This is a genomic window from Phenylobacterium sp. (genome assembly GCF_036563285.1).
GTDB lineage: Bacteria > Pseudomonadota > Alphaproteobacteria > Caulobacterales > Caulobacteraceae > Phenylobacterium.
The window spans coordinates 681,766-706,701 of sequence record NZ_DATCMR010000011.1; the positions used below are offsets into that span (position 1 = coordinate 681,766).

At 70.2% G+C, this 24,936-nt stretch carries 26 protein-coding genes; 13 read left to right on the top strand and 13 right to left on the bottom strand.

Translation table 11 applies throughout. The features are described from left to right. Window positions 1–68: 68 nt before the first annotated feature. Window positions 69–1,037, bottom strand: coding sequence for a quinone oxidoreductase (locus VIL76_RS14065; protein ID WP_332045658.1), 969 nt, complete (start codon window positions 1,035–1,037; stop codon window positions 69–71). After that, window positions 1,037–1,735, bottom strand: coding sequence for a dienelactone hydrolase family protein (locus VIL76_RS14070; RefSeq protein ID WP_332045659.1), 699 nt, complete (start codon window positions 1,733–1,735; stop codon window positions 1,037–1,039). The genes VIL76_RS14065 and VIL76_RS14070 overlap by 1 nt, the downstream gene beginning before the upstream one ends. Window positions 1,736–1,825: 90 nt before the next feature. Here VIL76_RS14070 and VIL76_RS14075 point away from each other — a divergent pair, with 90 nt between their 5' ends. The 6 genes from VIL76_RS14075 (at window position 1,826) to VIL76_RS14100 (ending at window position 7,752) form a co-directional block, all read left to right on the top strand. Next, window positions 1,826–2,068, top strand: a complete 243-nt coding sequence (locus tag VIL76_RS14075; protein WP_332045660.1) for a DUF6489 family protein — start codon at window positions 1,826–1,828, stop codon at window positions 2,066–2,068. Next, window positions 2,065–3,402 (top strand): tRNA uridine-5-carboxymethylaminomethyl(34) synthesis GTPase MnmE, encoded by a 1,338-nt coding sequence (gene mnmE / locus VIL76_RS14080; protein WP_332045661.1) that lies wholly within the window; start codon window positions 2,065–2,067, stop codon window positions 3,400–3,402. Before VIL76_RS14075 ends, mnmE begins: the two co-directional genes overlap by 4 nt. Before the next feature lie 164 nt (window positions 3,403–3,566). After that, the gene (mnmG, locus tag VIL76_RS14085; protein WP_332045662.1) at window positions 3,567–5,414 is read left to right on the top strand and encodes a tRNA uridine-5-carboxymethylaminomethyl(34) synthesis enzyme MnmG; all 1,848 of its coding nucleotides are present in this window, start codon (window positions 3,567–3,569) and stop codon (window positions 5,412–5,414) included. Further along, window positions 5,392–6,048, top strand: a complete 657-nt coding sequence (rsmG, locus tag VIL76_RS14090) for a 16S rRNA (guanine(527)-N(7))-methyltransferase RsmG (RefSeq protein ID WP_332045663.1) — start codon at window positions 5,392–5,394, stop codon at window positions 6,046–6,048. The genes mnmG and rsmG overlap by 23 nt, the downstream gene beginning before the upstream one ends. 22 nt (window positions 6,049–6,070) lie before the next feature. Continuing rightward, complete coding sequence (locus VIL76_RS14095) at window positions 6,071–6,859, top strand: ParA family protein (protein ID WP_332045664.1); 789 nt, start codon at window positions 6,071–6,073, stop codon at window positions 6,857–6,859. A gap of 14 nt (window positions 6,860–6,873) precedes the next feature. Next, window positions 6,874–7,752, top strand: coding sequence for a ParB/RepB/Spo0J family partition protein (locus tag VIL76_RS14100; protein ID WP_332045665.1), 879 nt, complete (start codon window positions 6,874–6,876; stop codon window positions 7,750–7,752). 2 nt (window positions 7,753–7,754) lie between these two features. On the opposite strand, the gene VIL76_RS14105 is transcribed toward VIL76_RS14100, so the two are convergent. The 6 genes from VIL76_RS14105 to VIL76_RS14130 form a co-directional block, all read right to left on the bottom strand. Beyond that, window positions 7,755–8,192 carry an endonuclease domain-containing protein gene (locus VIL76_RS14105; protein WP_332045666.1) on the bottom strand — a complete coding sequence of 146 codons (438 nt, stop codon included), beginning with the start codon at window positions 8,190–8,192 and terminating at the stop codon, window positions 7,755–7,757. 162 nt (window positions 8,193–8,354) lie between these two features. Then, window positions 8,355–9,440: a hypothetical protein gene (locus VIL76_RS14110; RefSeq protein ID WP_332045667.1), complete on the bottom strand. Its 1,086-nt coding sequence runs from the start codon at window positions 9,438–9,440 to the stop codon at window positions 8,355–8,357. A gap of 80 nt (window positions 9,441–9,520) precedes the next feature. Further along, entirely contained in the window at window positions 9,521–10,573 is a 1,053-nt protein-coding gene (holA, locus tag VIL76_RS14115) for a DNA polymerase III subunit delta (RefSeq protein WP_332045668.1), read from the bottom strand. 3 nt (window positions 10,574–10,576) lie between these two features. After that, window positions 10,577–11,083, bottom strand: a complete 507-nt coding sequence (gene lptE / locus VIL76_RS14120; protein WP_332045669.1) for an LPS assembly lipoprotein LptE — start codon at window positions 11,081–11,083, stop codon at window positions 10,577–10,579. 10 nt (window positions 11,084–11,093) lie between these two features. Continuing rightward, the gene (gene leuS / locus VIL76_RS14125) at window positions 11,094–13,685 is read right to left on the bottom strand and encodes a leucine--tRNA ligase (protein ID WP_332045670.1); all 2,592 of its coding nucleotides are present in this window, start codon (window positions 13,683–13,685) and stop codon (window positions 11,094–11,096) included. Between the two features lie 83 nt (window positions 13,686–13,768). Continuing rightward, on the bottom strand, window positions 13,769–14,239 hold the full coding sequence (locus VIL76_RS14130; protein ID WP_332045671.1) for a DUF3576 domain-containing protein: 471 nt from the start codon (window positions 14,237–14,239) through the stop codon (window positions 13,769–13,771). Between the two features lie 256 nt (window positions 14,240–14,495). Here VIL76_RS14130 and VIL76_RS14135 point away from each other — a divergent pair, with 256 nt between their 5' ends. Continuing rightward, the gene (locus VIL76_RS14135) at window positions 14,496–14,870 is read left to right on the top strand and encodes an NtrZ family periplasmic regulatory protein (RefSeq protein WP_332045672.1); all 375 of its coding nucleotides are present in this window, start codon (window positions 14,496–14,498) and stop codon (window positions 14,868–14,870) included. Here VIL76_RS14135 and VIL76_RS14140 read toward each other — a convergent pair. Then, window positions 14,860–15,468: a thiamine phosphate synthase gene (locus VIL76_RS14140; RefSeq protein ID WP_332045673.1), complete on the bottom strand. Its 609-nt coding sequence runs from the start codon at window positions 15,466–15,468 to the stop codon at window positions 14,860–14,862. The genes VIL76_RS14135 and VIL76_RS14140 overlap by 11 nt on opposite strands. Before the next feature lie 4 nt (window positions 15,469–15,472). On the opposite strand from VIL76_RS14140, the gene VIL76_RS14145 reads away from it, so the two are divergent. Further along, window positions 15,473–16,129 carry a YggS family pyridoxal phosphate-dependent enzyme gene (locus VIL76_RS14145; protein WP_332045674.1) on the top strand — a complete coding sequence of 219 codons (657 nt, stop codon included), beginning with the start codon at window positions 15,473–15,475 and terminating at the stop codon, window positions 16,127–16,129. Here the strand turns inward: VIL76_RS14145 and VIL76_RS14150 are convergent. Then, window positions 16,119–16,622: a L,D-transpeptidase family protein gene (locus VIL76_RS14150; RefSeq protein ID WP_332045675.1), complete on the bottom strand. Its 504-nt coding sequence runs from the start codon at window positions 16,620–16,622 to the stop codon at window positions 16,119–16,121. The genes VIL76_RS14145 and VIL76_RS14150 overlap by 11 nt on opposite strands. A gap of 59 nt (window positions 16,623–16,681) precedes the next feature. Between VIL76_RS14150 and VIL76_RS14155 the strand changes: the two genes are divergently transcribed. Next, entirely contained in the window at window positions 16,682–17,365 is a 684-nt protein-coding gene (locus VIL76_RS14155; protein ID WP_332045676.1) for a response regulator transcription factor, read from the top strand. Here the strand turns inward: VIL76_RS14155 and xth are convergent. Both xth and VIL76_RS14165 read right to left on the bottom strand, forming a co-directional pair. Continuing rightward, complete coding sequence (gene xth, locus VIL76_RS14160) at window positions 17,362–18,168, bottom strand: exodeoxyribonuclease III (RefSeq protein WP_332045677.1); 807 nt, start codon at window positions 18,166–18,168, stop codon at window positions 17,362–17,364. The genes VIL76_RS14155 and xth overlap by 4 nt on opposite strands. A gap of 234 nt (window positions 18,169–18,402) precedes the next feature. Further along, window positions 18,403–19,044, bottom strand: coding sequence for a LolA family protein (locus VIL76_RS14165; RefSeq protein WP_332045678.1), 642 nt, complete (start codon window positions 19,042–19,044; stop codon window positions 18,403–18,405). A 100-nt stretch (window positions 19,045–19,144) separates the two neighbouring features. Between VIL76_RS14165 and VIL76_RS14170 the strand changes: the two genes are divergently transcribed. Then, complete coding sequence (locus tag VIL76_RS14170; RefSeq protein ID WP_332045679.1) at window positions 19,145–19,396, top strand: UvrB/UvrC motif-containing protein; 252 nt, start codon at window positions 19,145–19,147, stop codon at window positions 19,394–19,396. Here VIL76_RS14170 and VIL76_RS14175 read toward each other — a convergent pair. After that, window positions 19,393–21,726, bottom strand: coding sequence for an FtsK/SpoIIIE family DNA translocase (locus VIL76_RS14175; RefSeq protein WP_332045680.1), 2,334 nt, complete (start codon window positions 21,724–21,726; stop codon window positions 19,393–19,395). The two genes, VIL76_RS14170 and VIL76_RS14175, sit on opposite strands and share 4 nt — an antisense overlap. Window positions 21,727–21,847: 121 nt before the next feature. Here VIL76_RS14175 and VIL76_RS14180 point away from each other — a divergent pair, with 121 nt between their 5' ends. The 3 genes from VIL76_RS14180 to dnaK all read left to right on the top strand — a co-directional run bounded on the left by VIL76_RS14180 (window position 21,848) and on the right by dnaK (window position 24,890). Beyond that, window positions 21,848–22,255, top strand: a complete 408-nt coding sequence (locus VIL76_RS14180; RefSeq protein WP_332045681.1) for a hypothetical protein — start codon at window positions 21,848–21,850, stop codon at window positions 22,253–22,255. Window positions 22,256–22,299: 44 nt separating this feature from the next. After that, window positions 22,300–22,779 carry a hypothetical protein gene (locus VIL76_RS14185; protein ID WP_332045682.1) on the top strand — a complete coding sequence of 160 codons (480 nt, stop codon included), beginning with the start codon at window positions 22,300–22,302 and terminating at the stop codon, window positions 22,777–22,779. A gap of 191 nt (window positions 22,780–22,970) precedes the next feature. Further along, window positions 22,971–24,890 (top strand): molecular chaperone DnaK, encoded by a 1,920-nt coding sequence (gene dnaK, locus VIL76_RS14190; protein WP_332045683.1) that lies wholly within the window; start codon window positions 22,971–22,973, stop codon window positions 24,888–24,890. Window positions 24,891–24,936 lie beyond the last annotated feature (46 nt).

Genomic DNA, 24,936 nt, shown 5'->3' on the forward strand with positions numbered 1-24,936 from the left:
TTTTTTTCGGCCCTACCGTGTTTCACGTGAAACACTACCGCCTCTCGTGCGTTTAGGCGCGCTTGGCCCTACGGGATGAGCAGGGTCGACCCGATGGTCTGACGGCTTTCAAGGGCCTCGTGTGCGCGCCGCGCTTCGGCCAGCGGGAAGGTCTGGCCGATCTCGATCTGCACCTTCCCCGAGCCGATCATCTCGAAAAGCGCGCTGGCGCTCTCGTCCAGCTCCTCGGTCGTGACGGTGTAGTCGAAGAGGGTCGGCCGGGTCAGGAACAACGAGCCGCCCCGCTGCAGCCGCGAGGGCTCCACCGCGGGGGCCGGGCCGGAGGCGTTGCCGAAGCTGACCAGCATGCCGCGACGGGCGAGGCTCGCCAGGCTGGCCTCGAAGGTGTCCTTGCCCACGCTGTCGTAGACCACCGGCACGCCCTTGCCGTCGGTCAGCCGGCGGACTTCGGCGGCCACGTCCTGCTCGCGGTAGAGGATGGTGTGGTCGGCGCCCAGCTCGCGCGCCCGTTCCGCCTTCCGTTGGTCGCCGACCGTGGCGATCACCTTCGCGCCGAGGGCCTTCGCCCACTGCACCATGATCTGGCCAACGCCGCCGGCCGCGGCGTGGACGAGGATCGTGTCGCCCGCTTCGATCCGGTAGCACCGCCGCAGGAGGAACTCCGCGGTCATCCCCTTCAGCAGGGCGGCGGCGGCGCGGTGGGAGTCCACCCCGGCCGGCGGCTTCACGGCGCGCGCCGCGGGGACGACGGCGAAGTCGGCGTAGGCGCCCATCACCCCGTTGTAGGCCGCGGCGTCGCCCGCCCGAAACCGGGTGACGCCTTCGCCCACCGCCTCCACCACGCCGGCGGCCTCCATGCCGATGCCGGACGGCAGCTTCACCGGGTAGAGGCCGGTGCGGTGGTAGGTGTCGATGAAGTTGATGCCGATCGCCTGGTGACGGATCAGGATCTGACCCGGACCGGGCTGCGGGGTTGCGACCTCGGCGAGCTGGAGGACCTCCGGACCGCCGGTCTGTTCGAAGCGGACGGCGCGCATCAGGCAGTCAGCTGCGTCTTGAAGAACTCGAGGGTGCGCTGACCGGCGAGCCGGGCGTCCGCCTCGTGGTAGTGTTGGCCGCCCACCCGGGCGAAGGCGTGGTCGCGGCCCGGATAGGAGAAGATCGTGATCATCGGGTTGGAGTTCAGCGCCTCCCGAATAGCCGCCTGGGCCTCCTTCGGCACGAACTGGTCCTCCTCGGCAATGTGCAGCAGCAGCGGCTTGGCCGTCTTCACGGCTTCGCCCACCCGGTTTTCGATGCCCACGCCGTAATAGGAGACGCTGGCGTCGGCGTCGGTGCGCGCGATGGTCAGGAAGGCAAGCAGCCCGCCGAGGCAGAAGCCCACCGCCCCGACGCGTCGCGTGCAGTCCGGCCGGTCGCGCACCGCCTCGATGGTGGCCTGGATGTCCCGAACGCCGGCGTCGACGTCGAAGGCGTTGAACAGCTCGAAGGCCCGCTTCCACTCGGCTTCCGACTGGTCCGTGATGTCGATGCCGGGCTCGATCCGCCAGAACAGGTCAGGGCAGACGGCCAGGAACCCCTGGGCCGCGAGACCGTCGGTGATCTCGCGCATCACCGCGTTCACGCCGAAGATCTCCTGGATCACGACGATCACCGGCGCAGGGGTGCTCGCAGGCTTGGCAAGATAGGCCTCGAATGCCCCGTCCGGGGTGGTGATGGTGATCCGTTCGCCCATGTGGAGCCTCTCCCGTTCAAAGACGCGACGTGCTGCGCTACTAGCCAGAGAGGCCGGCAGGCGGCCACAAGAATTGAAAAAGGCGCGGCCATGAAGATGACGATCGAGGTGGACTGCACGCCCGAGGAGGCCCGGCGGTTCATGGGCCTGCCCGACATCACCCCGCTGAACGAGCACCTGGTCGGCGAGATGCAGAAGCGCGTCGACGCCAATATCAGCCTGCTCAACCCCGAGGACTTCCTGAAGAACTGGCTGGCCATGGGGCAGGGGGCGCAGGAGCAGTTCCGGCGGATGATGGAAGGCAGCATGGGCGGCGCCCGGCCGAAGGAATGAGCGACACCATCTTCGCGCCCGCGTCGGCTCCCGGCCGCTCGGCCGTGGCGGTGATGCGGATCTCGGGGCCGAAGGCGCAGGAGACGGTGCGCGCCCTGGCCGGCGACGTGCCGGAGCCTCGGCGCGCGAGCGTGCGCCGCCTCGTGGACGGCAGGGGCCGCGAAATCGACAGGGCGCTGGTGCTCTGGTTTCCGGGGCCGGGCAGCTACACGGGCGAGGACTCCGCCGAGTTCCACGTGCACGGGGGGCCGGCCGTGGTGGGCGCCTTGGTCGCGGCGCTCGCCGCCCTGGAGCTGAGGCTGGCGGAACCGGGGGAGTTCACCCGGCGCGCCTTCGAGAACGGCAAGCTGGACCTGGCCCAGGCCGAGGGTGTGGCGGACCTGGTCAACGCCGAGACCGAGGCGCAGCGGCGCCAGGCGCTGGACCAGCTGGGCGGGCGGCTGTCCGAGGTGCAGGCCCGCTGGCGCGAGGCGCTGGAAGAGGCGCTGGCGATGTTCGAGGCCGCCGTCGACTTCCCCGACGAGGAGGTCCCGGCGGACGTCGCCGGCCGCGCGCGCCCGATCCTGCAGGGGCTGCTCAAGGAACTGGAGGCGGCCGCAGCCGACGCCGAGCGCGGCGAGCGGGTGCGCGAGGGCTTCCGGATCGCCCTGCTGGGCGCGCCGAACGCGGGGAAGAGCAGCCTGCTCAACGCGCTGGCGCGCCGGGAGGCGGCGATCGTCACGGCGACGCCGGGCACAACGCGCGACGTCATCGAGGTCCCGATGGTGTTCGCCGGCTACAAGGTGCTGATGGCCGACACCGCCGGCCTGCGGGAGACCTTCGACGAGATCGAAGCGGAAGGCGTGCGGCGCGCGCGGGCCTGGGCGGCGGCGGCCGACCTGCGGCTGTGGCTGGTGGACGGCTCGAGCGGGGAAATCCCCACGGTCCCCTTGGAGCTGGGAGAGGGAGACCTCTGCCTGATCACCAAGCGCGACCTCGCCAACGGACCCGCCGGCGCGTGGGCGGCGCAACAGGCCAGGCGGCTGCGCATCCCGTCGGCGGAGTTCACCACCCGAGGGCCGAGCGACCTCGGCTGGCTGGAGGCGACCCTGGCGGAGCGGGTGGTCGAGCGCCTCGCCGGCTCCGAGCCCCCTGCGGCGACCCGCCTGCGCCATCGCGACTTGCTGGAGGAGGCCGCCGAGCGCCTGCACAGTGCGCTTCGGCACGAGGAATCGCTGGAGTTGGCCGCCGAAGATGTGCGGCTGGCGGCTCGGGCGCTCGACCGCATTACGGGCCGCATCGATCCGGAGGCGGTGCTCGGGCGGATCTTCTCAACTTTCTGCATCGGAAAATGACCGCCAGGTGCGCGCCCCTGCGACAATGTTTCACGTGAAACATCGCAGGTTGTGCGGCGCAGCAACTTGACTGTAGCCGCTGCCTTCGTTCCGCGCGCCGCAGTCGGTGACGCGGGCCTCCCGATCGCCTATATGAGCCGCTCTTTCGAGCGCCGAGACCCGTTTTGACCTGGGACGTGATCATCATCGGCGGCGGACACGCCGGATGCGAGGCGGCCGCTGCGGCCGCCCGGGTCGGTGCGCGCACCCTGTTGCTCACGCACAAGATCGAGACGATCGGCGAGATGAGCTGCAACCCCGCCATCGGCGGGCTCGGCAAGGGCCACTTGGTCCGGGAGATCGACGCGCTGGACGGCCTGATGGGCCGGCTGGCCGACAGGGCCGGCATCCAGTTCCGGATGCTGAACCGGTCCAAGGGCGCGGCGGTGCGGGGTCCCCGGTCGCAGATCGACCGCAAGCTTTACCGTGAGGCCATGCAGGCGGAACTCGCCGCCACGCCGAACCTGGAGATCGTGGCCGAGGCGGTGGAGGACCTGATCGTCGAGGACGGCCGGGTGGCCGGCGTCGTCGGCGCCAGCGGGGCGGCGTACAGCGCGGGCCGCGTGGTGCTGACCACCGGCACCTTCCTGAAGGGCGTCATCCATCGCGGCGAGGAGCGCATCCCCGCCGGCCGGGTCGGCGACGCGCCTGCCATCGGCCTTTCCGACCGGCTCTATTCGCTCGGCCTGAGGATGGGCCGGCTGAAAACCGGCACGCCGGCGCGGCTGGACGGCTCGACCATCGCCTGGGACCGGCTCGAGATGCAGCCGGCCGACGACGAGCCCGTCCCGTTCTCCTTCCTGACGGAGAAGATCACGACGCCCCAGGTGAAATGCGGGATCACCTACACGACCGAAGAGACCCATCGGATCATCGCTGAACGGCTCACGGAATCCGCGGTGTACGGCGGGCGCGCCACCGGGCGCGGCCCCCGCTACTGTCCGTCCATCGAGGACAAGGTGGTGCGCTTCCGCGACAAGACCAGCCACCAGATCTTCCTGGAGCCGGAGGGGCTGGACGACGACACCGTCTATCCGAACGGCATCTCGACCTCGGTGTCCGAGGAGACCCAAGACCTGTTCCTGCGCACCATCCCCGGCCTCGAGCAGGTGCGGGTGAAGCGCTACGGCTACGCCATCGAATACGACTACGTCGATCCGCGCGAGCTCTTCCCGACGCTGGAGGTGAAGGCGCTGCCGGGGCTCTACCTGGCCGGCCAAATCAACGGCACGACGGGCTACGAGGAGGCCGGCGCCCAGGGGCTGGTAGCCGGGCTGAACGCCGCGCGCGCGGCCGCCGGGCACGAGCCGGCGCAGTTCGCCCGCGACGAGGCCTATATCGGCGTGCTGATCGACGACCTGGTGACCCGCGGGGTCACCGAGCCCTATCGCATGTTCACCAGCCGGGCCGAGTTCCGCCTGACGCTGCGGGCGGACAACGCCGACCAGCGGCTGACGGGGAAGGGGATCGCGCTCGGCGTCGTGGGACCTGAGCGGGCCAAGGCGTTCCAGACGAAGGCGATCGAGCTTGCCGCGACGCGCGCCGAGGCCGCCACGCTGACGCTCACGCCCGCGGAGGCGCAGAAGGCAGGGCTGCCGGTGAAGGCGGACGGCCAGCGCCGCAACCTGACCCAGATCCTGGCCTATCCGACGATCAGTTTCGACGACTTGGCGCGGGTGTGGCCGCAGATCGCCGGCTGGAGCCCGGCGGTGCGCGAGCAGGTGGAGATCGACGCCAGCTATGCCGGCTACCTGGACCGCCAGGCGGCCGACGCCGAGGCCTTCCGCCGCGACGAGGACCTGCGGCTGCCGGCGGAACTGGACTACGGAACCGTCGGGGGCCTCTCGAACGAGGTGCGCGAGAAGCTGGCCGCCGTCCGGCCACTGACGCTTGGCCAGGCCGCGCGGGTCGAAGGCGTCACCCCGGGAGCGCTCACCGCCCTGCTCGCCCATGTCCGCCGCCGCGCGGCCTGAGGCCGTGGAGGTCTCCGACCGCGAGAGCTTTGCCGCGGCAACCGGGGCGACGGACAGCCAAGTCGTTGACCTGGAGCGGTTCCTGGCGATCCTCACCGACTGGAACGAGAAGATGAACCTGGTCGGGCCCAAGACCCTGCCCGAGTTCTGGAACCGGCACGCCTGGGATTCCGCCCAGCTGCTGCCCCTGGCGCCGGACGCCGGGACCTGGGCCGACCTCGGCGCGGGGGCCGGCTTTCCCGGCCTGGTGCTGGCGATCCTGGGCAAGGGGCGCGACGGTTTCCACGTCCATCTGGTGGAGAGCATGGCCAAGCGCTGCCGCTTCCTCTCCGAAGTGGTCGGCGAACTGCAGCTGCCCGCGACGGTGCACAACGAACGGGCGGAAAACCTGAAGCTCACTGTGGACATCGTGACGGCGCGGGCTTGTGCGCCCCTTCACCGCCTGCTCGGGTATGCCCGGCCATACCTGCAGGCCGGCGCGACGGGTCTTTTCCTGAAAGGTCAAGATGTTGCGTCGGAACTGGAAGAGGCTACAACATATTGGGAGATGGAGGCGGACGTCGTCCCCTCCCTGAGCGACGAGAGAGGCCGTATCGTGCGGGTGAGGAGGCTGAGGCGTGCCCGGCAAGTCTGACCGCCCCCAAAACACGCGCCCCATGCGCGTGCTCGTCGTCGCCAACCAGAAGGGCGGCGTCGGCAAGACGACGACCGCCATCAACCTGGGCACGGCGTTGGCCGCGGTCGGCGAGCGCGTGCTGCTGATCGACTCCGATCCTCAGGGCAACGCGTCGACCGGCCTCGGCGTCGGCCGCGCGCAGCGCAAGACCACCCTCTACGACGTGCTGATGGGCGAGCGGCCGGTGGCCGACGCGGTGGTGCACACCGCCTTGCCGGGCCTGGACCTGGTGCCCGCCGACCCGGACCTCTCCGGCATCGAGCTGGAGCTGGGCAACGCGCCCCGGCGCTCATTCAAGCTGCGCGACGCGCTGAATCCCGTGCGGGAGAGCCACGCCTACACCTACGTCCTCATCGATTGCCCGCCGTCGCTGAACCTCCTGACCGTCAACGCCATGGCGGCGGCCGACGCGGTGCTGGTGCCCCTGCAATGCGAGTTCTTCGCCCTGGAGGGTCTGACCCAGCTGATGCGCACCATCGACCTCGTGCGGGGCAGCCTCAATCCGAACCTGGAGATCCAGGGCATCGTTCTGACCATGTACGACCGCCGCAACAGCCTGTCGGAACAGGTGGCGCGCGACGTCCGCGGCCACTTCGGGGAGACCGTCTACCAGACGGTGATCCCCCGCAACGTGCGGGTCTCGGAGGCGCCGTCGTTCGGCAAGCCGGCGCTGGTGTATGATCTGAAGTGCGCGGGCAGCCAGGCCTATCTGAAGCTCGCTCGCGAGGTGGTGCTGCGCGAGCGCGCGCGCCGCCAGCAGGCCGCCTGAGGAGAGGGACGAAGATGGCCGAGGGCCGCAGGGGACTTGGACGGGGGCTGTCGGCCCTGCTGGGCGAGGAGGACGCGCCGGCCGTCGCCGCCGTCGAGGGCCGCCCCACCGAGGGCGCGCGCGAGATCCCCATCGAACTGATCCACCGCAATCCGGGCCAGCCGCGGCAGCACTTCGACGAGGCCGAGCTGGCGGAGCTGGAGACCTCGATCCGCGCCTCGGGCGTGCTGCAGCCGATCCTGGTGAGGCCATCGCCTTCGAAGGCCGGCGAGTTCGAGATCGTCGCCGGCGAGCGCCGCTGGCGGGCGGCCCAGCGGGCGGGCGTCGGGGCGATCCCGGCCCTGGTGCGGGAGCTGGACGACCACCGCGCCTACGAGATCGCCATCGTCGAGAACGTCCAGCGCAGCGACCTCAACGCCATGGAGGAGGCCCGCGCCTACGACGAACTGATGGGCCGGATGGGCTACACCCAGGAGAAGGCCGCCGCCGCCGTCGGCAAGAGCCGCAGCCACGTGGCCAACACGCTTCGCCTGCTGCAGCTGCCGCAGCCGGTGCAGGAGCACGTGCTGAACGGCCGGCTGACCGCCGGCCATGCCCGCGCGATCCTGGCGTCGGACGACCAGGAGGCCATCGCCGAGCAGGTGGTGGCCCGCGGGCTGTCGGTGCGCGACACCGAGAACCTCGTGCGCGCCAAGGCGGCCGGGCCGAAGAAGGCCTCCGGTCCCCGCCGCGCGCCGAAGGACACCGACACCGCGGCGCTCGAGGCGGACCTCGAGGACGTGCTCGGCATGAGCGTCGACATCGCCGACCGCGGCGGCGCGGGCGAGGTGCGCATCAAGTACGCCACGCTCGAGCAGCTCGACGAGCTCTGCCGTAAGCTGACTCGGATCTAGCGTCAGACACCCCCTCCCAACGGGAGGGGGCAGGGGGAGGGCGGCGCCGAGGTGGCCGCTACCCCGCCGAGGGGCGGGCGCTCCCCGCCACACGCCGTGAGAATGCGCTCGCAGACGCCACCGAGGTCACCGAGCACCTCGTCATTGCTGAAGCGAACGACGCGAAAACCGAACGTATCCAGCACCATGGTTCGATCCGCGTCGCCGGTCGCGCGCCCTTCGTGCGCTTCTCCGTCGAGCTCGACGACGAGCCGGGCGGCGTAGCAGACGAAGTCGGCGATGAACGGTCCGACCGGCGCTTGGCGTCGCCATTTCAACTCGCCGAGCCGCTTGCCTCGCAACGCTTCCCAGAGGCGGGCCTCGGCTCGGGTGGGCTCCCGACGCATGGAGCGGGCGCGCTTTAGCAGCAGGGCGGAGCGGGTGCTGCGGACCTTGGCCATGTGAGAACAATAGGAGAACACCAAGTACCGTCAACCCGTCCAAGGCGGAAGGCATAGCGGGAGCGGCTGAGGAAGGGGTACCCGTCCCCTCTTCCAGTCAGCCGAGGCGTGGAGCCGCCCTCACCCTACCCTCTCCCGTTGGGAGAGGGTTCCTGCGCGTGGCTAGCTCTCGTCGCCGCCGTCTTCGCCGCCAGCCTGGTCGATGTTCGTGGGGGCGGTCTTGACGCCCGTGCGCTCCTCGCTCCGGGCGCCGGAGAGGATGTTCTCCAGGCCGTAGTTGCCCTCGTGGCAGGCGTATTCGTAGAGCGCGCCGTTCGACTTGCCGAACTCGTACTCCCCGCCCCAGGGCTCGACCCAGGTGGTCGGGTCCTCCACCCAGAAGGAATAGTGGATCCGGTCCGGGGCGACCCGGGTCAGGCGCTCGGTGACCTTCAGGTTCTCGGACGCGCCGCGGAAGTTCTGCGCCGGGTGGAAGTTGGTCGTCTCGATGACCAGGGTGTCGCCCTCCCACCAGCCGATGGAGTCGCCCATGTACGGGCGGATCGAGGCGGGCAGGTGCTTGGCGTTCATGCGCACGTTGCGCACGTCGTGGACCATCTCCACCACGATGGCGACGTGGTCCTTGGTCTGCACGATCTCGTAGGTGTTGTTGTACAGCAGCGGCAGCATCACCGGCCCGGCGGAGTTGCCGAAGGACAGGATGCAGCGCTCGCCGAGGGAGCGGGTCTCGGGATTGTCGTTGATGCTTCCCCGGCCGCGGCGGGACATGGCCGCCTGCATACGGGCCTGGCCTTCCTTGGTCATCGCCGGGATGCGGCCGTTGGGCGTGGTGGTGATGAAGCCCGAGCGCGGCTTGCCGGCCACCCGCATGACCACCGTGCCCGGATCGGTCCAGGCGGCGTTGTAGTTGCAGTCCCGCCCGCGCCCGCCCGAGCAGTCGGCCGGCAGGTCGGCGACCGTGGCGTTGGGATTGGTGGGGCGGTTGCCCAGCTCGATCAGCTGCTTGTTGCGCCCTTCCAGGGCGTCCACCTCGGCCTGCGTCAGCTCAATGCGTGAGCCGAACTTCGCGTCTCGCTCCAGGCGGGTGAGGGTGGCGTTGGTCCAGGTGCCCTGCAGGTCCGGGTGGCCGTCGGCGGCGCGCGGCGCCTTGTAGCTGGTGGGCGGCGGCTTCGGAGCCCTGTCGAGGGCCAGGGCTGGGCTCGACAGCAGGATCGCGAGGGCGCCCGCGGCCAGGAAGCGGCTGAACATCGATAGTCCTCCCCGCGGGCGTCTGTGGCCCGCTTGCCCTAAGGTTACGCCATCAATTCATTTCCGCCGAATTTCGCCGTTCAGAGGCCCAGGCGCCGGGCGCGGCCGGCGACGGTGAGCGCCAGGCGCTCAGCGATCAGCTGATCGGGGGAGCCCGCGGTCTTGCAGGCCTTGTCGGCGGCGAGCACGTCGGGCTGCAGCCTGTCCAGCTCGTCCAGGGTCCAGGTGCGGGCCTGGCGCAGGAACTCGCGCTCCTGCTTCCAGAACACGCCCGAGGCCTTGGCCGCCTCCTGCAGGCCCGCGCCGCTCTTGGCGAGCGTGAGCGTGCGGCGCAGGCGGCCCAGGTGCATGCCGATGGCGCGGACCGCGGCGGGGCCGGCCTCGCCTTCCTGTGCGGCGCGGCGCAGGCCGGCCTGGGCGTCGGCGAGGCGGCCGCCGAAGGCGTCGGAGGCGGCGTCGGCGAGGGAGGCCTCGGGCTCGACGCCGAGGAAGGGCTCCAGGTCTGCGGGCGTCGCCACGGTGTTCGAGCCCGGGCCGAGGTAGAGCGCCAGCCGCTCGATCTCGGCGCGGGCGACGCCGCGCTCCTTCGGCATCCGGGCGACGAACAGCGACAGCGCATCGGCGTTTAGGCTGACGTTGTCCTTGGCGAGCGTCTCGCGGACCAGGCGGGCCACGTCGCCGGGCTCGTCCTCGTAGCAGGGGATGGCGGCCGCGCCCGGCGCCTTCTCCGCGGCCTTCCGCAGCGCCGAGTCCCTGCCGAGGTTGCCGGCCTCGACGATCAGGAAGGCGTCGGGGTTGAGCTCGCCGGCGGCGTGGCGGGTCAGCGCCTCGGCGGCGACCTTGTCGGGGCCGGCCTTGTCGGTGGTCAGCCGCAGCCGAACCAGGCGGCGGCCGCCCATCAGGGACTGGGCGGCGAGCTCGCCCTCCAGGCGGCCCGCGTCGCCGTCGATGTCGCCGTCGGTGAGCTGGGCGACATCGAAGGGATCGTCCGGGTCCTTGGCGATCCTGGCGGCGAGCTGGTGGCCGCGGTCGCGGACGACGCCCAGATCACGGCCGTAGATCACGGCGGCGCGGATCGCCGCATCGGGCGACTTCAGGAAGCGTTCGATGTCGGGGCGCTTGGAGAGGATCACCCCTTACGCGCCGCGGCGCCCCTCGTTGGCGAGCCAGACGGCGAGCTCGAGCTGGATCTCGCGGGCGGCCTGCTCGGCGGCGCGGTCCTGGGCGTCCTGCTGGGCGGCGATGGCGGCGTACGGCTGGTCGGCCGAGTCGTAGGTGAGTGTCACCCGCACCGAGCCCCGCTTGGCGACCGCGCCGGAGGGCAGGGACGCCAGCTGGTAGCTGGCGGTGAGCACGTACTCGTAGCGGGTGGCGACGTTGTCGATGCGGATGCCGCGCGGGTAGCGCTGCTCGCCGATCTGCAGGTCCATGCGGTAGGCCGGCGCGCCGGCGCGGTTCTTCGCGAGCGCGTCGTCCAGGTGCTGGCGCAGCAGGTACCCGGTGCGGCCCTCCGGCGCGACCACCTCGATGGACGCCAGGTTGGAGGCCAGGCCCGGCTGGGCGTAGAGCGGCGTGAACCCGCATCCGGCAAGCCCGGTGGAGGCCGCCGCCATGAGGCCGGCAAGAACCAGCGTCTTCCTCAACTCCGCCCCCCTAGGCCGCCACGATGTTGACGATGCGGTCCTTGACCACGATCACCTTGCGGATGGTCAGGCCCTCAAGGCGCCTCGCGATCTCCGGATCGTCAAGCACGATCTTCTCCACCTCGGCCGGCTCGGCGCCGGCGGGCGCGGAGATTTCCCCGCGGCGCTTGCCGTTCACCTGCACGGGCAGGACGCGGATCGCCTCCTCCACCATCGCGGGATCGAACTCCGGCCAGGGGGCGTCGACCACCAGACCCGCGCCGCCGATGCGGGCCCAGCACTCCTCCGCCAGGTGCGGCGTGAACGGGGCCATGAGCCGCGCGAAGGCCTGCAGCGCCTCGTGGCGGGCGGCCAGGATGACGGGATCGCCGTCCACCGGCGGGTTGGCCTTGAGCACGTTGAGGAACTCGTAGAGCCGTGCGATCGCCGAGTTGAAGCGGAAGGTCTCGATGGCCTCCGTCACCGCCTTGATCGTGCGGTGCGTGGCCTTGTGCAGCTCATGGGCCGCGCCGGTCTTCTCCAGCAGCACGTCCGGCCAATCGACCGCGGCGGCATGGCTGTCGAACTCGTCCCAGACGCGGTTGACGAAGCGCCAGGCGCCCTGGACGCCGGACGTCGACCACTGAGAGTCGCGCTCGGGCGGGGAGTCGGAGAGCACGAACAGGCGCGCGGCGTCGACGCCGTAGACGTCGAAGATCTCCTCCGGCGCCACCGTGTTCTTCTTCGACTTCGACATCTTCTCGACGTCGCCGATGACGATGGGCTCGCCGGTCTCGACGAGCCTGGCGCGACGGGTCTTGCCCTCCGCCTCGATCTCCACCTCGCGCGGCTCGACCCACTCGCCGTTCTGCCGGCGGTAGGTCTCGTGGGTGACCATGCCTTGCGTGAACAGGCCCGCGAACGGCTCGCGGACGGAGAGGTCGCCCTCGTCGGCCAGCGCCTTGGTGACGAAGCGCGCGTAGAGCAGGTGCAGCACCGCGTGTTCGATGCCGCCGATGTACTGGTCCACCGGCAGCCAGTAGTCGGCCGCGGCCTTGTCGATGGGCTCGTCCGCGTCGGAATTGGCGAAGCGTGCGAAGTACCAGGAGCTGTCCACGAAGGTGTCCAGCGTGTCGGTCTCGCGTTGCGCCGGGCCGCCGCAGGTCGGGCAGGTGGTGTGCTTCCAGGTCGGATGGCGGGCCAGCGCGTTGCCGGGCTTGCCGAACTCCATGTCGTCCGGCAGGGCGACGGGCAGGGCCTCCTTCGGCAGCGGCACCACCCCGTGCGTCTCGCAGTGGACCACCGGGATCGGGCAGCCCCAGCCGCGCTGGCGCGCGACGCCCCAGTCGCGCAGGCGGTAGACGGTCGCGCCCTTGCCCAGGCCCAACGCCTCGATGCGGTCGATCGCGGCGGCCTTGGCGGTCTCCACGTCCAGACCGTCCAGGAACTCGGAGCGGAAGATCGTGCCGGGGCCGACATAGGCCTCGTCGCCGACCTCGAAGCTGGCCGGATCGGCGCCCGGCGGCAGGACGACCTCCTTCACCGGCAGGCCGTACTTGCGCGAGAAGTCCAGGTCGCGCTGGTCGTGGGCCGGGCAGGCGAAGATCGCCCCGGTGCCGTAGTCCATGAGGATGAAGTTGGCGATCCAGACCGGCAGCTCCCAGTTCGGATCGAACGGGTGCTTCACCTTCAGGCCGGTGTCGTAGCCGATCTTCTCGGCGGTCTCGATCTCGGCCTCGGAGACCGCGCCCTTGCGGGCCTGGGCGATGAAGGCGGCGGCCTTGGGATCGGAGGCGGCCAGCTGCTCGGCCAGCGGATGGTCCGGAGCGATGCCGACGAAGCTGGCGCCGAAGAGGGTGTCGGGGCGGGTGGTGTAGACCTCGATGCCATCGCCCGCGCCGGCCGGCGCCTCGCCCGCGAAGGGGAAGGTCATCCGCAGGCCCTTGGACCGGCCGATCCAGTTCTCCTGCATGACGCGGACCTTGTCCGGCCAGCGGTCCAGGGTCTTCAGGTCGTCCACCAGCTGGTCGGCATAGTCGGTGATGCGCAGGAACCACTGGTTCAGCTTGCGCTTCTCCACGACCGCCCCGGAGCGCCAGCCGCGGCCCTCGACCACCTGCTCGTTGGCGAGCACGGTCTGGTCCACCGGGTCCCAGTTCACCGTGGCTTCGCGGCGGTAGACCAAGCCGCGCTTGAACAGCTCCAGGAACCAGGCCTGCTGCTTGCCGTAGTACTCCACGTCGCAGGTGGCGAACTCGCGGCTCCAGTCGATGGACAGGCCCAGCTGCTTCAGCTCGTCCCGCATCCGGGCGATGTTGTCGTACGTCCAGCCCTTGGGGTCGACGCCGCGCTCCATGGCGGCGTTCTCCGCCGGCAGGCCGAAGGCGTCCCAGCCCATGGGATGCAGCACCGAAAACCCGCGGGCGCGCTTGAATCGGGCGATCACGTCGCCGAGGCTGTAGTTGCGCACATGGCCCATGTGCAGGCGCCCCGACGGGTAGGGGAACATCTCCAGCACGTAGTACTTGGGCGCGTCCTTGCGGATCTGCGCCTTGAACGCCTGCGCCTCGTCCCAGCGCTTACGCCACTTGGGCTCTGTCTCTTTCGGGTTGTAGCGGGCCATCGCAGGGCCTTTGGACAGGAGTTCGGCTTCCGGTCAACGGCCTAAAAGGAGAAGCGGCGCGTCGACTTAACGGACCTCGGGGACTAGCCCCGGATGTTCGAAAGTCGAAGCTGGCGCGCGCGGGTCAGGATGGCGTTCTCGATGTCGGTCTCGGTCTGAGCGGCCGTCGGCGCATCGATCCAGTTGCCGCCGCCGTCGCGGTTCTGCTTGAAGACGGCGACGTTCAGGCCGTCGGCGCGCAGGCGCGAGTCCAGGATGTAGACGGTGGCCTTGAAGCGCTCGTCCGGCTTCTCGGGGTTTGAGTACCAGTCGGTGATGATCACGCCGCCGTACGGGTCGGCCGAGGCCAGCGGCATGAAGGACAGGGTGTCCAGCGTCGCGCGCCACAGGTAGCCGTTGACGCCGATCGCCGGGGCGTTGGCGGAGGACGACTTGGGCTGATCCCCGCCGCGGCCGAACTTCGGCAGGGCGCCGCACCCACCCATCGCCAGGACGCTCGCCGCGACCACGCCATAGGAAACGCCACGCAACCAGGACCTGCGCACAAACGGCATTCTGTAAAGCTCCAACGATATCCCCGTGGCGCGCCGCGCCACGGCGCCGCCCCGCGCCGGCGCCTGTATAACAACGGCCCCGCCTACGCCAAACAGGAATCGCGTGGCCTTGTCGCCACAGGCGCAAGATCATCGGTGTGGCGCGGCCACGGAGTCGGTTGACCGCGCGTTATGGGGGTCTCTAATCGAGCTCAACCGTGATGGGCTCTCCACCTGAGGACTCAAAATGCGGGGCTTAGGGGCTATATAGTTGGTTATGTCGGCTCGCCGGATCGCTTTCCTGATCGCCGCGGCCGCGCTTTTCGGCGCGACGGCGGCCGACGCGCAGCCGAAGCCAAAGGTCGACTTCACCGTCCGCCAGGATAGCCCGGGTTCGCTTACGGGATCGAAGACCCTGACCTGGGACGCCCGCCTGCGGAAATGGGGCCTGACCTTCAACCTCGGCCAGTCTGACGCGCGCCCGTCCACCGCCAACGACGTGGCGGCCGGCGCCTACTACCGCATCACCCCGTCGCTTCGGGTCGGCGGCTCGGTGGCCCTGGGCGACCAGAAGGTGGTCCCCGGCCCGAAGAAGCCCGATCCCGCCGACGGCCAGCCGCGGGTCCGCCTGGAGTCGGTGTTCAAGTTCTAGAGCCCGCCAGTCCCTCCACTGCCGCTAGTCCCACAAGGCCCGCGTCCTTCAGACGGCGGGCCGTTTCATTGCCGACTCCTCCCAAAGCATAGAGCTGCCCCGGCACCCCGCGGGCAAGCCGCGCAAGGCGCAACGGTCCCATGGCGCGTGCTGCGGACGGACTGCGGCTGGGGAAGATCACCGACACCACCGCCGCGTCCGCACCCGCGGCGAGCGCCCCGCGCGCGGCGCGTTCCGAGTGGGCGGCGGCGGTGACGATCCAGCCGTGGCGACGGACGGCGCGGGCGCGGTGCGCCAGGCGCTCGGGCAGGTGGACGCCATCTGCCCCGATCCTAAGGGCAAGGCTGTGGTCGGCCCCGATCAACAGCTTGCAGCGGCCGGCGCGGCAGATGGCGAGCAGGCGGCGGGCTTGCGCCTCCGCGTCCGCCGCCCCGAAGGCGCGGAACACCACGGCGCTGTCGGGCGGCAGGGTTGCGGCGACGGCCTCGGCGTTTGGCGTCCGCTCCGCATCGGTGAAGAACAGCAGCCGCGGCAGCTTCCGCGCGGACGCGGGGCGCTTTAAGAGCGCGGCTGTCCGCCTCAGGGTCCAGAAGCTCACCGGAATGGCCGCCGCTCCTCCTGCCTATGCCGACGTCGTGGCCCGGATCGCCCGCGCGGCGCAAGCCTGCGGCCGAGATCCGGCGGATGTCACCCTCGTCGCCGTCTCCAAGCAGCAGCCGTGGGAGGCGATCGCCCCGGTGCTGGCGGCCGGCCACACGGTGTTCGGCGAGAACCGGGTGCAGGAGGCCATGGCGCGCTGGGCGGGCGAAGCCGACGGGCTCGCCCTGCACCTGATCGGCCCCTTGCAGACCAACAAGGCCAAGGAGGCGGTGGGGTTTTTCGACGTGATCGAGAGCCTCGACCGCGAGAAGCTGGCGCGCGTGCTGGCCGAGGAGGTGCAGCGGCAGGGGCGGCTGCCGCGCCTCTATGTGCAGGTGAACACCGGCGAGGAGGCGCAGAAGGCCGGCGTGCTCCCGGCAGACGCCGACGGCTTCATCGCCGCCTGCCGAACGAGCTACGGCCTCAATCCGGAGGGGCTGATGTGCATCCCGCCGCTGGCCGAGCCGCCCGGGCCGCATTTCGCCCTGCTGGCCAAGATCGCCGCGCGCAACGGCCTTGCGAAGCTCTCCATGGGGATGAGCGACGACTTCGAGACGGCCATCCGCTTCGGGGCCACCAGCGTGCGGGTGGGCTCGGCGATCTTCGGGACTAGGACCTGATCTCCACCGCGTCGCCCGGGCGGGCGTGGCGCAGCAGCTCCTCGAGGTCCTCGCGGGCGATGGCCACGCAGCCCTGGGTTGGCGTGTAGCCCGGCCGGTTAAGGTGCAGGAAGATGGCCGAGCCGGCCCCCGGGAACGGCGGGTCGTCGTTGTGCCCGAGGATGACGACGATGTCGTAGATGCCGTCGTCGCGCCACAGGCGCTCGGCGCTGGACGGGTACGGCAGCTTGACCGGACGGTTGTAGGCGTCGTCCGCCGGGTCGTCGCACCAGCCGTCGTCCTCCGAGATCGGCTCGACCTCGAAGTAAGACTGGGGCGGCGGGCCCTTGTCCGGACGGTAAAGCACCCTGCGGATCGGCCAGACGCCGGCCGGTGAGGCGCCGTCGCCTTCGCGCTTCTCCGCGGCCGGAACAACGCCTGCCGGACCCAGGGCGCAGCGCACCTTGCGGCTTCCGATATCGAGCTGTCCGTCCGCGGTGGCGACGAAGTTCAAGACCAGACTCTCAAAAAGGGGCTTTGCCCCGCGGCCAGGATAGGGTGCATGTTCTAATCATGCCTCAACGTAAGACCCTCCTCATCGTCGACGATGACGCGGACCTTCGCGGCGCGGTGGCCGAACAGCTGCAGGCGGAAGACTTCATCACCCTGGAGGCGGCGACCGCCGGCGACGGGGTGAACCTGGCCCAGGACAAGAAGCCCGACCTCATCCTGCTGGACGTCGACCTGCCCGACATGGACGGCCGCGAGGCCTGCCGGCGCATGCGTCAGGGCGGCGTGGCCTCGCCGGTGATCATGCTGACCGCGGCGGATACGGACGACGACACGGTCCAGGGCCTGGACTCCGGGGCCAACGACTATGTCACCAAGCCCTACAAGTTCGCCGTCCTGCTGGCCCGCATCCGGGCGCAGCTGCGCAGCCACGAGCACTCCGAGGGCGCGGTCTTCCGGCTGGGGACCTACGAGTTCCGTCCCGCCGCCAAGCTGCTGGTCGACGATCACCAGAAGAAGATCCGGCTGACGGAGAAGGAAACCAACATCCTGAAGTACCTCTACCGCGCCGGCGAGAAGCCGGTTTCGCGCGAGGAGCTGCTGGCGGAGGTCTGGGGCTACAACGCCGGGGTGACGACCCACACGCTCGAGACCCACGTGTACCGCCTGCGCCAGAAGATCGAGAGCGACCCTGCCAACGCGCGGCTGCTGCTGACTGAAGCGGGCGGGTACCGGCTGGCGCCCTAGAGCACCAGGTCGGCCGTCACGGGGGCGTGGTCGCTGGGGCGTTCCCAGGCGCGGACGTCGTCGTGGACGCGGCAGGCCGCCGCACCCAGGCGGAAAGCGGCGTCGCGCAGGCCCGGCGTCACCAGGATGTGGTCCAGGCGCAGGCCGCGGTTGGAGAGGCGGAAGTCCTGGGCGCGGTAGCTCCACCAGGAGGCCAGCTTCTGGGGCTCGGGCGTGGTCTCGCGCAGCAGGTCGATGAAGCCCAGCGAGCCCATCAGCTTGCCGAACGCCTCCACCTCCACCGGCGTGTGGCTGACGATCTTCGACATGTAGCGGTGGTTCCAGACGTCGAACTCGCCGGGCGCCACGTTGAGGTCGCCGACGATGGCGATGGGGTCCTGCGGATCGCGGCGGGCCAGCTCGGCCGTCAGCTTCTCGTAGAAGTCGAGTTTGTGGTCGAACTTCGGGTTCGCGTCGCGGTCGGGCGTGTCGCCGCCCGCCGGGATGTAGAAGTTGTGGACCTCGACGCCCGCGATCTTGCCGCCTACGCAGCGGGCGTGGCCTTCGCGGCAGACCTGCAGCGCCGGGGCCTCCTCGATGGGGAAGCGCGAGGCGATGGCCACGCCGTGCCAGCCCTTCTGGCCGGCGATCTTCAGGTAGGGCAGGCCCATCTCGACGAAGGCCTCGCGGGGGAACTCGCCCTCCCGGCACTTGATCTCCTGCATGCACAGCACGTCCGGATCATGCTCGCGCACGAACTTCGCCGCCTGCTCATGGCGCAGGCGCACGGAGTTGACGTTCCAAGTGCAGATCCGAAGGCGCATGGGCGCTCACATAGGGCGGCGGGCAAGCGTTGGGAACGCGGCAAAGAAACGCCCGGGCACTGGAGAAAGCCCGGGCGTATCAGTGGTCTCTCATGCCGCGGCCGGGAGGGGATAGGTTCCGGCACGGCCCGCCTGGAGCGCAACGCTGCGCTCAGGCGAGATGAGGCATTATGGCTACAGGCGCCGGCCCATGTCAAAGCGGTCGTTCGTTAACGCTTGACCGTCACGCGATTGTCACACCCGGCCCGGCCCCTTCTGTGTCTGGCGGAACGGGTTCTTCATCGTGAAGAGGCCAGCGTCGAGGCCGGAGGCGCGCTCCAGGCCGACGAGCTTGACCCGCGTCTGACGACCCTGGGCGTCGACCACGGCCCAGCCGGTGAGCTGCATCGGCGCATTGGTGAAGGTCAGCGAGATCTGGCCGGCGGTCTTCTTGGTCCCGTCGCGGGCAGTGATGGTGAAGCCGTCGGCGTGGCGCGCCAGCCGAGTGACCGAGACGCCGCGATCGAGGCGGATCTGCTTGGCCAGGAACAGCGAGAGCGGCGTCGAAGCCAACGGATAGCGGTCGAAGGTCTTCAGCCGGTCGTCCTTCACCAGCACGGCGGCGCCGTCGGAGACGACGGTCAGACCGGAGGGCGGGTCGTAGGCGAAGCGGGCCTTCCCGGGGCGCTTCAGGTAGATCGAGCCCTGGCTGTTGCGGCCGCGGGCGTCGGTCTGGACAAAGCGGCCTTTGGCTTCCGTCATCCCTTGCAGGTAGGCGACGGCGCGGTCCACCAGCGCCTTGTCGTCAGCGGAGAGGGCGGCGTTCTGCGCCAGCGCCGACGGCGCAAACGCGCTGGCGGCGAGGGCGATGCTCAGGCTGCGGCGGGTGAGGCTCATCGAAACTCCATCGCAAGCGGCCGTGTCGGCATTGGGGGCGGCATTAGGGCTGCTTCAGGGCGCTTGCAACGCCGAAGCTTCCGCGGCCGTTCCGGAGATCATGAGCATACTGGCCGACCTGGAACGGCGGATGAACGAGGCCGTAGAGGCGCAGGACTTCGAGACCGCCGCGGCCCTCCGCGACGCCATCGCGCGCATCCAGAGCGGCGAGTCCAACATCCGCGAGCAGCAGCCGGGGCGCATGGGACTGGGGTCGAGCCAGGAGCGCTACGCGTCCGAAGGGGCGCGGCGGCTGCCGAAGAAGCCAGACCCCATGACCAGGGGCCACAAGCCGGCCGGCGGTAAGCGCTAGGGCGCGGCGCTGACGAGGATCTCGCGCTTGCCGGCGTGGTTGGCGGGGCCGACGACGCCTTCCTGCTCCATGCGCTCGATGAGCGAGGCGGCGCGGTTGTAGCCGATCTGCAGCCGGCGCTGGATGTAGCTGGTCGACGCCTTGCCGTCGCGGGTGACCACGGCCACGGCGCGGTCGTAGAGGTCGTTGCCCTCGCCGTCGCCGCCGAAGCCAAGTTCGCCGGCTTCCGCCTCCTCCTCGCCCCCCGCGGTGACCTCCTCGAGGTATTGCGGCTGGCCCTGCTCGCGCAGGAACCTGGCCACGGCTTCCACCTCGCCGTCGGAGACGAAGGGCCCGTGCAGGCGGGTGATGCGGCCGCCGCCGGCCATGTAGAGCTGGTCGCCCTGGCCCAGCAGCTGCTCGGCGCCCTGCTCGCCCAGGATGGTGCGGCTGTCGATCTTGGAGGTGACCTGGAAGCTGATCCGGGTCGGGAAGTTGGCCTTGATGGTGCCGGTGATCACGTCCACCGAGGGCCGCTGGGTGGCCATGATCAGGTGGATGCCGGCGGCCCGCGCCATCTGCGCCAGGCGCTGCACGGCGCCTTCGATGTCCTTGCCGGCGACCATCATCAGGTCGGCCACCTCGTCGATGACCACGACGAGATAGGGCATGGGCTCAGGCGTGATCTTCTCGCTCTCGTAGATCGGCCGGCCGGCCTCGTCGAAGCCGGTCTGGACGGTCCGCTCGAAGTGCTCGCCCTTGGCCGCGGCCTCCTTGGCGCGCTCGTTGTAGGAGGCGACGTTGCGCACGCCGATCTTGGACATCCGCCGGTAGCGGTCCTCCATCTCGCGCACGGTCCACTTCAGGGCGACGATCGCCTTCTTCGGGTCTGTGACGACGGGCGCCAGCAGGTGCGGGATGCCGTCGTAGACCGAGAGCTCCAGCATCTTCGGGTCGATCATGATCAGCCGGCACTGCTCGGGCGCGAGGCGGTAGAGGATCGACAGGATCATGGCGTTGACGCCCACCGACTTGCCCGAGCCGGTGGTGCCGGCGATCAGCAGGTGGGGCATCTTGGCGAGGTCGGCGATGTAGGGCTCGCCGCCGATCGTCTCGCCCAGCGCCATGGGCAGGGTCTGGCCGCCGCGCTCGTACTCGGTGGAGGCCAGCAGGTCGCGCAGGTAGACCGTCTCGCGCTTCTGGTTGGGCAGCTCGATGCCGATGGCGTTGCGGCCCTGGACCACCGAGACGCGGCAGGCGGCGACGCTCATGGACCGCGCGATGTCGTCGGAGAGCGCCACGACCCGGGCCGACTTTACGCCGGCGGCGGGGACCAGCTCGTAGAGGGTGACGACGGGGCCCGGGCGGATCTGGTCGACCGCGCCGCGCACCCCGAACTCCGCCAGCACGCTCTCCAGCAGCTGGGCGTTCTGGCGCAGCGCGCCCTCGTCGAATTGCGCGGCCCGCGGCTTCGGCTTGGCCAACATCGACAGCTCGGGCAACTGGAAGCCGGAGGCGGGGCGGACGAACTCGAAGGTGGCCTGCGCCTCGCGGGCCTCCTTGGCGCTTTCCTTCGGCGCCTTGGGCGCCTTGACCTTTAGCTCGCGGGCCGCGGCCGGCGCAGGTTCCTGGGCGTCTAAGGCCGCGTCGGGGATCCCGTCTCCGCGCTCGCGACGGGCGACGCGAGCGGCGCGCTCGGGCTTCGCCACGGGCTTCGGCTTCGGCTGCAGGGCCGCGTGCGCCCAGTCCGCCGCGCCGCGCAAGTCGAGCCGCGACAGGCCGAGGCCGTAGCCCACGGCCGCGACCGCGCCGAGGGCCAGGGCGATCCCCGAGATCGCCTTGGCGAAGGGGACGTGGGCATAGGCGAGCAGGCCGGCCAGCCCGTGCAGCAGGGCGTCGCCCCAGAAGCCGCCCAGGCCCTTAGCGAGCGGCCAGGCGGCGGGCGGGACCGGCAGGGCCAGGGCGCCCGCCAGCGCCAGGAGGCCGAGCACGCCGACCGCGGCGCGCAGACGTAGGTGTCCGCGGCTCTCGTCGGGATCGTGGGCGGTGACGCGCGCGAGGCCCAGCACCACCATCAACAGCGCCGCGACCCCGCAGGCGAGGCCCAGCGACTGGACGGCGATATCGGCCAGCACGGCGCCTGGGCCGCCCAGCGCATTGGCGGGCTCCGCGGCGCTGGCGGCGTTCAGGCTGGGGTCGGCGGGATTGTAGGTGGCGAAGGCGACCGCCAGGGCGACGCCGGCGGCGGTCAGCACCCCGCCGCGAAGCCGCGCGGTATGGGGATGCGCCCAGGCGAGCCCGGCGATGTGCCAGAAGAGCTCCACGCCCGTTTTCCGCGCCACCCGCGCCATGCCGCCTCCGTTTGGGTCAGTTGAAGGCATCTTTCGCGCGGGCCGGGTTAATGGGCGTTTACTATGCCTCCCACTTCCGCCGCGGCGGCGGGCGGATTAGGTTCGCGCCATGGAATGGACGATGCCCCGCCCGATGCTGCGCGCCGTCGCCTGGCTGATCGGCCTGGGCGCGCTGAGCTCGTTCTCGCTGGCGCTCTACAACGCCTCGCCCCCCGGCCGCCTCCCGGGCGAAGGTCCGCGGGGCAAGTCCGGCGCCGGCGCCCTCCAGGCCATGGAGGCCACGCCCCTCAGCCAGGAACGCATCGAGGGCCCGCCGCCCCCGCCGGAGCTGACCCCGGAAGAGAAGGCCAAGCAGGAGGCGGACGCCAAGGCCAAGGCCGAAGCTGCGCGGCTGGCCAGGCTGGAGGCCGAGCAGGTCAAGGCCGCCGAGACGACCGTCACGCCCGCCACGCCGGTTCCCGCCGCGGAACCGGCCCCGCCGACCCCGGCCGAGAAGGCTCCGCCGCCCCCCGAAGATCCGCCGTTCTGACCTGACGGCAAAGCCCAGCTTGGGCTTTCGTGCGTTGAGGCGGAATGGACGCGCCCCTGGCCCGCATGAAGCCGATGCGCCTGCGCCGCCTGACCGCGGGAGAGCAGGCGCTCGCCGCCGAGGTGTTCGGGGAGGGGCTGGACGCCGGCCGGGTGCGCATCCTTGCTATTCCGGCCTGGAATCGCGCCTTTGTGGCCGGCCCCGGCCTGATCGTCTGGCCGGCGGCCGACGCGCCCCTCGACTTCAGCCAGGCGCCTCTCTCCGTGCAGGGCGTCTTCGTCCACGAGCTGACCCATGTGTGGCAGGCCCAGAACGGCGTCTCCCTGCTCCTGTCGAAGGTCAAGGCGGGCGACAGCCACGCTTCGTACGCCTATGACCTGACCGGCGACGCCGAGTTCGCGGGGCTCAACATCGAGCAGCAGGCCATGGTGGTGCAGCATGCCTTCCTATCCGCCCGCGGCGGCCGCGCCCCGCACCCGCCGGAGCTCTACGCCCGAGCGCAGTCCCATTGGCGGCGGGGCTGAGCGGTCATGTCCTTGCCGGCATTAGGGACATTCGCCCTTGCAGGGTGTGGAACTTTCCCCATATCGGCTGGCGACGCTGGCTTCCCGGAGGGAAGGCGGCGCAAGTTCGATCGACGGGGACGTCGCACCATGAGCGCTTCACTCGAAGGCTTCCCCAAGACGTCCGCCAACTAGGAGCGAGCAGACTCTAAATGAGCAAGATCATCGGCATCGACCTGGGCACCACGAACTCGTGCGTGGCCATCATGGACGGCAAGCAGCCGAAGGTGATCGAGAACGCCGAAGGCGCTCGGACGACGCCCTCGGTGGTCGCCTTCATGGAAGACGGCGAGCGCCTCGTCGGCCAGCCGGCCAAGCGCCAGGCGGTCACCAACCCCTCCAACACCCTGTTCGCGATCAAGCGCCTGATCGGCCGCAACTTCTCCGACCCGATGGTCGAGAAGGACCGCGCCATGGTGCCCTACGAGATCACCAAGGGTCCGACCGGCGACGCCTGGGTCAAGGCGCACGGCAAGGACTACTCCCCGCAGCAGGTCTCGGCCTTCATCCTGCAGAAGATGAAGGAAGCCGCCGAGCAGCACCTCGGCGAGAAGGTCGAGAAGGCGGTCATCACCGTCCCGGCCTACTTCAACGACGCCCAGCGCCAGGCCACCAAGGACGCCGGCAAGATCGCCGGCCTCGAGGTCCTGCGGATCATCAACGAGCCGACCGCCGCGGCGCTGGCCTACGGGCTCGACAAGAACGACGGCAAGAAGATCGCGGTCTACGACCTGGGCGGCGGCACCTTCGACGTCTCGATCCTCGAGATCGGTGACGGCGTGTTCGAGGTGAAGTCCACCAACGGGGACACCTTCCTCGGCGGCGAGGACTTCGACATGCGCGTCGTCGACTACCTGGCCGACGAGTTCAAGAAGGAGCAGGGCGTCGACCTGCGCAAGGACAAGCTGGCCCTCCAGCGCCTCAAGGAAGAGGGCGAGAAGGCCAAGAAGGAACTCAGCTTCACCACCCAGTACGAGGTGAACCTGCCCTTCATCTCTATGAACGCGTCCGGCCCGCTGCACCTCAACATCAAGCTGTCGCGCGCCAAGCTGGAAGCCCTGGTCGAAGACCTGATCGCCAAGACGATCGGCCCCTGCGAGCAGGCGCTGAAGGACGCCGGCCTGAAGAAGACCGACATCGACGAGGTGATCCTGGTCGGCGGCATGACCCGCATGCCCAAGGTCGTCGAAACCGTGAAGGCGTTCTTCGGCCGCGAGCCGCACACCGGCGTGAACCCGGACGAGGTCGTGGCGCTGGGCGCCGCGGTCCAGGCCGGCGTGCTGCAGGGCGACGTCAAGGACGTGCTGCTGCTCGACGTGACCCCCCTGACCCTCGGCATCGAGACGCTGGGCGGCGTGTTCACCCCGCTGATCGAGCGCAACACGACAATCCCGACCAAGCGCTCCCAGACCTTCTCGACCGCGGACGACAACCAGTCGGCCGTGACGATCCGGGTCTTCCAGGGCGAGCGCCCCATGGCGGCGGACAACAAGATGCTGGGCCAGTTCGACCTGGTGGGCATCCCCCCGGCCCCGCGGGGCGTGCCGCAGGTCGAGGTCACCTTCGACATCGACGCCAACGGCATCGTCAACGTCTCGGCCCGCGACAAGGCGACCTCCAAGGAGCAGTCGATCCGCATCCAGGCCAACGGCGGCCTCTCGGACAGCGACATCGAGGCCATGGTCCGCGAGGCGGAGTCCAATCGGGCCGAGGACGAGAAGCGCAAGGCCCTGGTCGACGCCCGCAACCAGGCGGATTCGGCGATACACACCGCCGAGCGGGCGCTCAAGGACCACGGCGACAAGGTCGGCGAGACCGAGCGCGCCGACATCCAAGGCGCGCTCGACGACCTGAAGAAGGCGACGGAGCTGGACGACGCCGACGCCATCTCGGCGAAGACCCAGGCCCTGATCCAGGCTTCGATGAAGCTGGGCGAAGCCATGTACAAGGCCCAGCAGGACTCCGGGTCCACGGAGGACCAGGGTGCCGAAGGCCAGGCCGACGCCTCTTCGGACGACGTCGTCGACGCCGAATTCGAGGAAGTGAACGGCGACGAGAAGAAGTCGGCGTGACAACCCGCCCCATGGCGACCTCGCACCTCAGATGCGAAGACGCCAT

Coding starts and splice junctions, on each gene's coding strand:
- VIL76_RS14175 (WP_332045680.1), bottom strand. CDS start 21,726: ATGGCGCGGGTGGCGCGGAAAACGGGCGTGGAGCTCTTCTGGCACATC.
- xth (WP_332045677.1), bottom strand. CDS start 18,168: ATGCGCCTTCGGATCTGCACTTGGAACGTCAACTCCGTGCGCCTGCGC.
- dnaK (WP_332045683.1), top strand. CDS start 22,971: ATGAGCAAGATCATCGGCATCGACCTGGGCACCACGAACTCGTGCGTG.
- mnmE (WP_332045661.1), top strand. CDS start 2,065: ATGAGCGACACCATCTTCGCGCCCGCGTCGGCTCCCGGCCGCTCGGCC.
- VIL76_RS14185 (WP_332045682.1), top strand. CDS start 22,300: ATGGACGCGCCCCTGGCCCGCATGAAGCCGATGCGCCTGCGCCGCCTG.
- VIL76_RS14180 (WP_332045681.1), top strand. CDS start 21,848: ATGCCCCGCCCGATGCTGCGCGCCGTCGCCTGGCTGATCGGCCTGGGC.
- VIL76_RS14145 (WP_332045674.1), top strand. CDS start 15,473: ATGGCCGCCGCTCCTCCTGCCTATGCCGACGTCGTGGCCCGGATCGCC.
- VIL76_RS14130 (WP_332045671.1), bottom strand. CDS start 14,239: ATGCCGTTTGTGCGCAGGTCCTGGTTGCGTGGCGTTTCCTATGGCGTG.
- VIL76_RS14105 (WP_332045666.1), bottom strand. CDS start 8,192: ATGGCCAAGGTCCGCAGCACCCGCTCCGCCCTGCTGCTAAAGCGCGCC.
- VIL76_RS14110 (WP_332045667.1), bottom strand. CDS start 9,440: ATGTTCAGCCGCTTCCTGGCCGCGGGCGCCCTCGCGATCCTGCTGTCG.
- leuS (WP_332045670.1), bottom strand. CDS start 13,685: ATGGCCCGCTACAACCCGAAAGAGACAGAGCCCAAGTGGCGTAAGCGC.
- VIL76_RS14075 (WP_332045660.1), top strand. CDS start 1,826: ATGAAGATGACGATCGAGGTGGACTGCACGCCCGAGGAGGCCCGGCGG.
- VIL76_RS14135 (WP_332045672.1), top strand. CDS start 14,496: ATGTCGGCTCGCCGGATCGCTTTCCTGATCGCCGCGGCCGCGCTTTTC.
- VIL76_RS14165 (WP_332045678.1), bottom strand. CDS start 19,044: ATGAGCCTCACCCGCCGCAGCCTGAGCATCGCCCTCGCCGCCAGCGCG.
- VIL76_RS14100 (WP_332045665.1), top strand. CDS start 6,874: ATGGCCGAGGGCCGCAGGGGACTTGGACGGGGGCTGTCGGCCCTGCTG.
- VIL76_RS14170 (WP_332045679.1), top strand. CDS start 19,145: ATGAGCATACTGGCCGACCTGGAACGGCGGATGAACGAGGCCGTAGAG.
- VIL76_RS14155 (WP_332045676.1), top strand. CDS start 16,682: ATGCCTCAACGTAAGACCCTCCTCATCGTCGACGATGACGCGGACCTT.
- rsmG (WP_332045663.1), top strand. CDS start 5,392: ATGTCCGCCGCCGCGCGGCCTGAGGCCGTGGAGGTCTCCGACCGCGAG.
- VIL76_RS14065 (WP_332045658.1), bottom strand. CDS start 1,037: ATGCGCGCCGTCCGCTTCGAACAGACCGGCGGTCCGGAGGTCCTCCAG.
- VIL76_RS14070 (WP_332045659.1), bottom strand. CDS start 1,735: ATGGGCGAACGGATCACCATCACCACCCCGGACGGGGCATTCGAGGCC.
- VIL76_RS14095 (WP_332045664.1), top strand. CDS start 6,071: ATGCGCGTGCTCGTCGTCGCCAACCAGAAGGGCGGCGTCGGCAAGACG.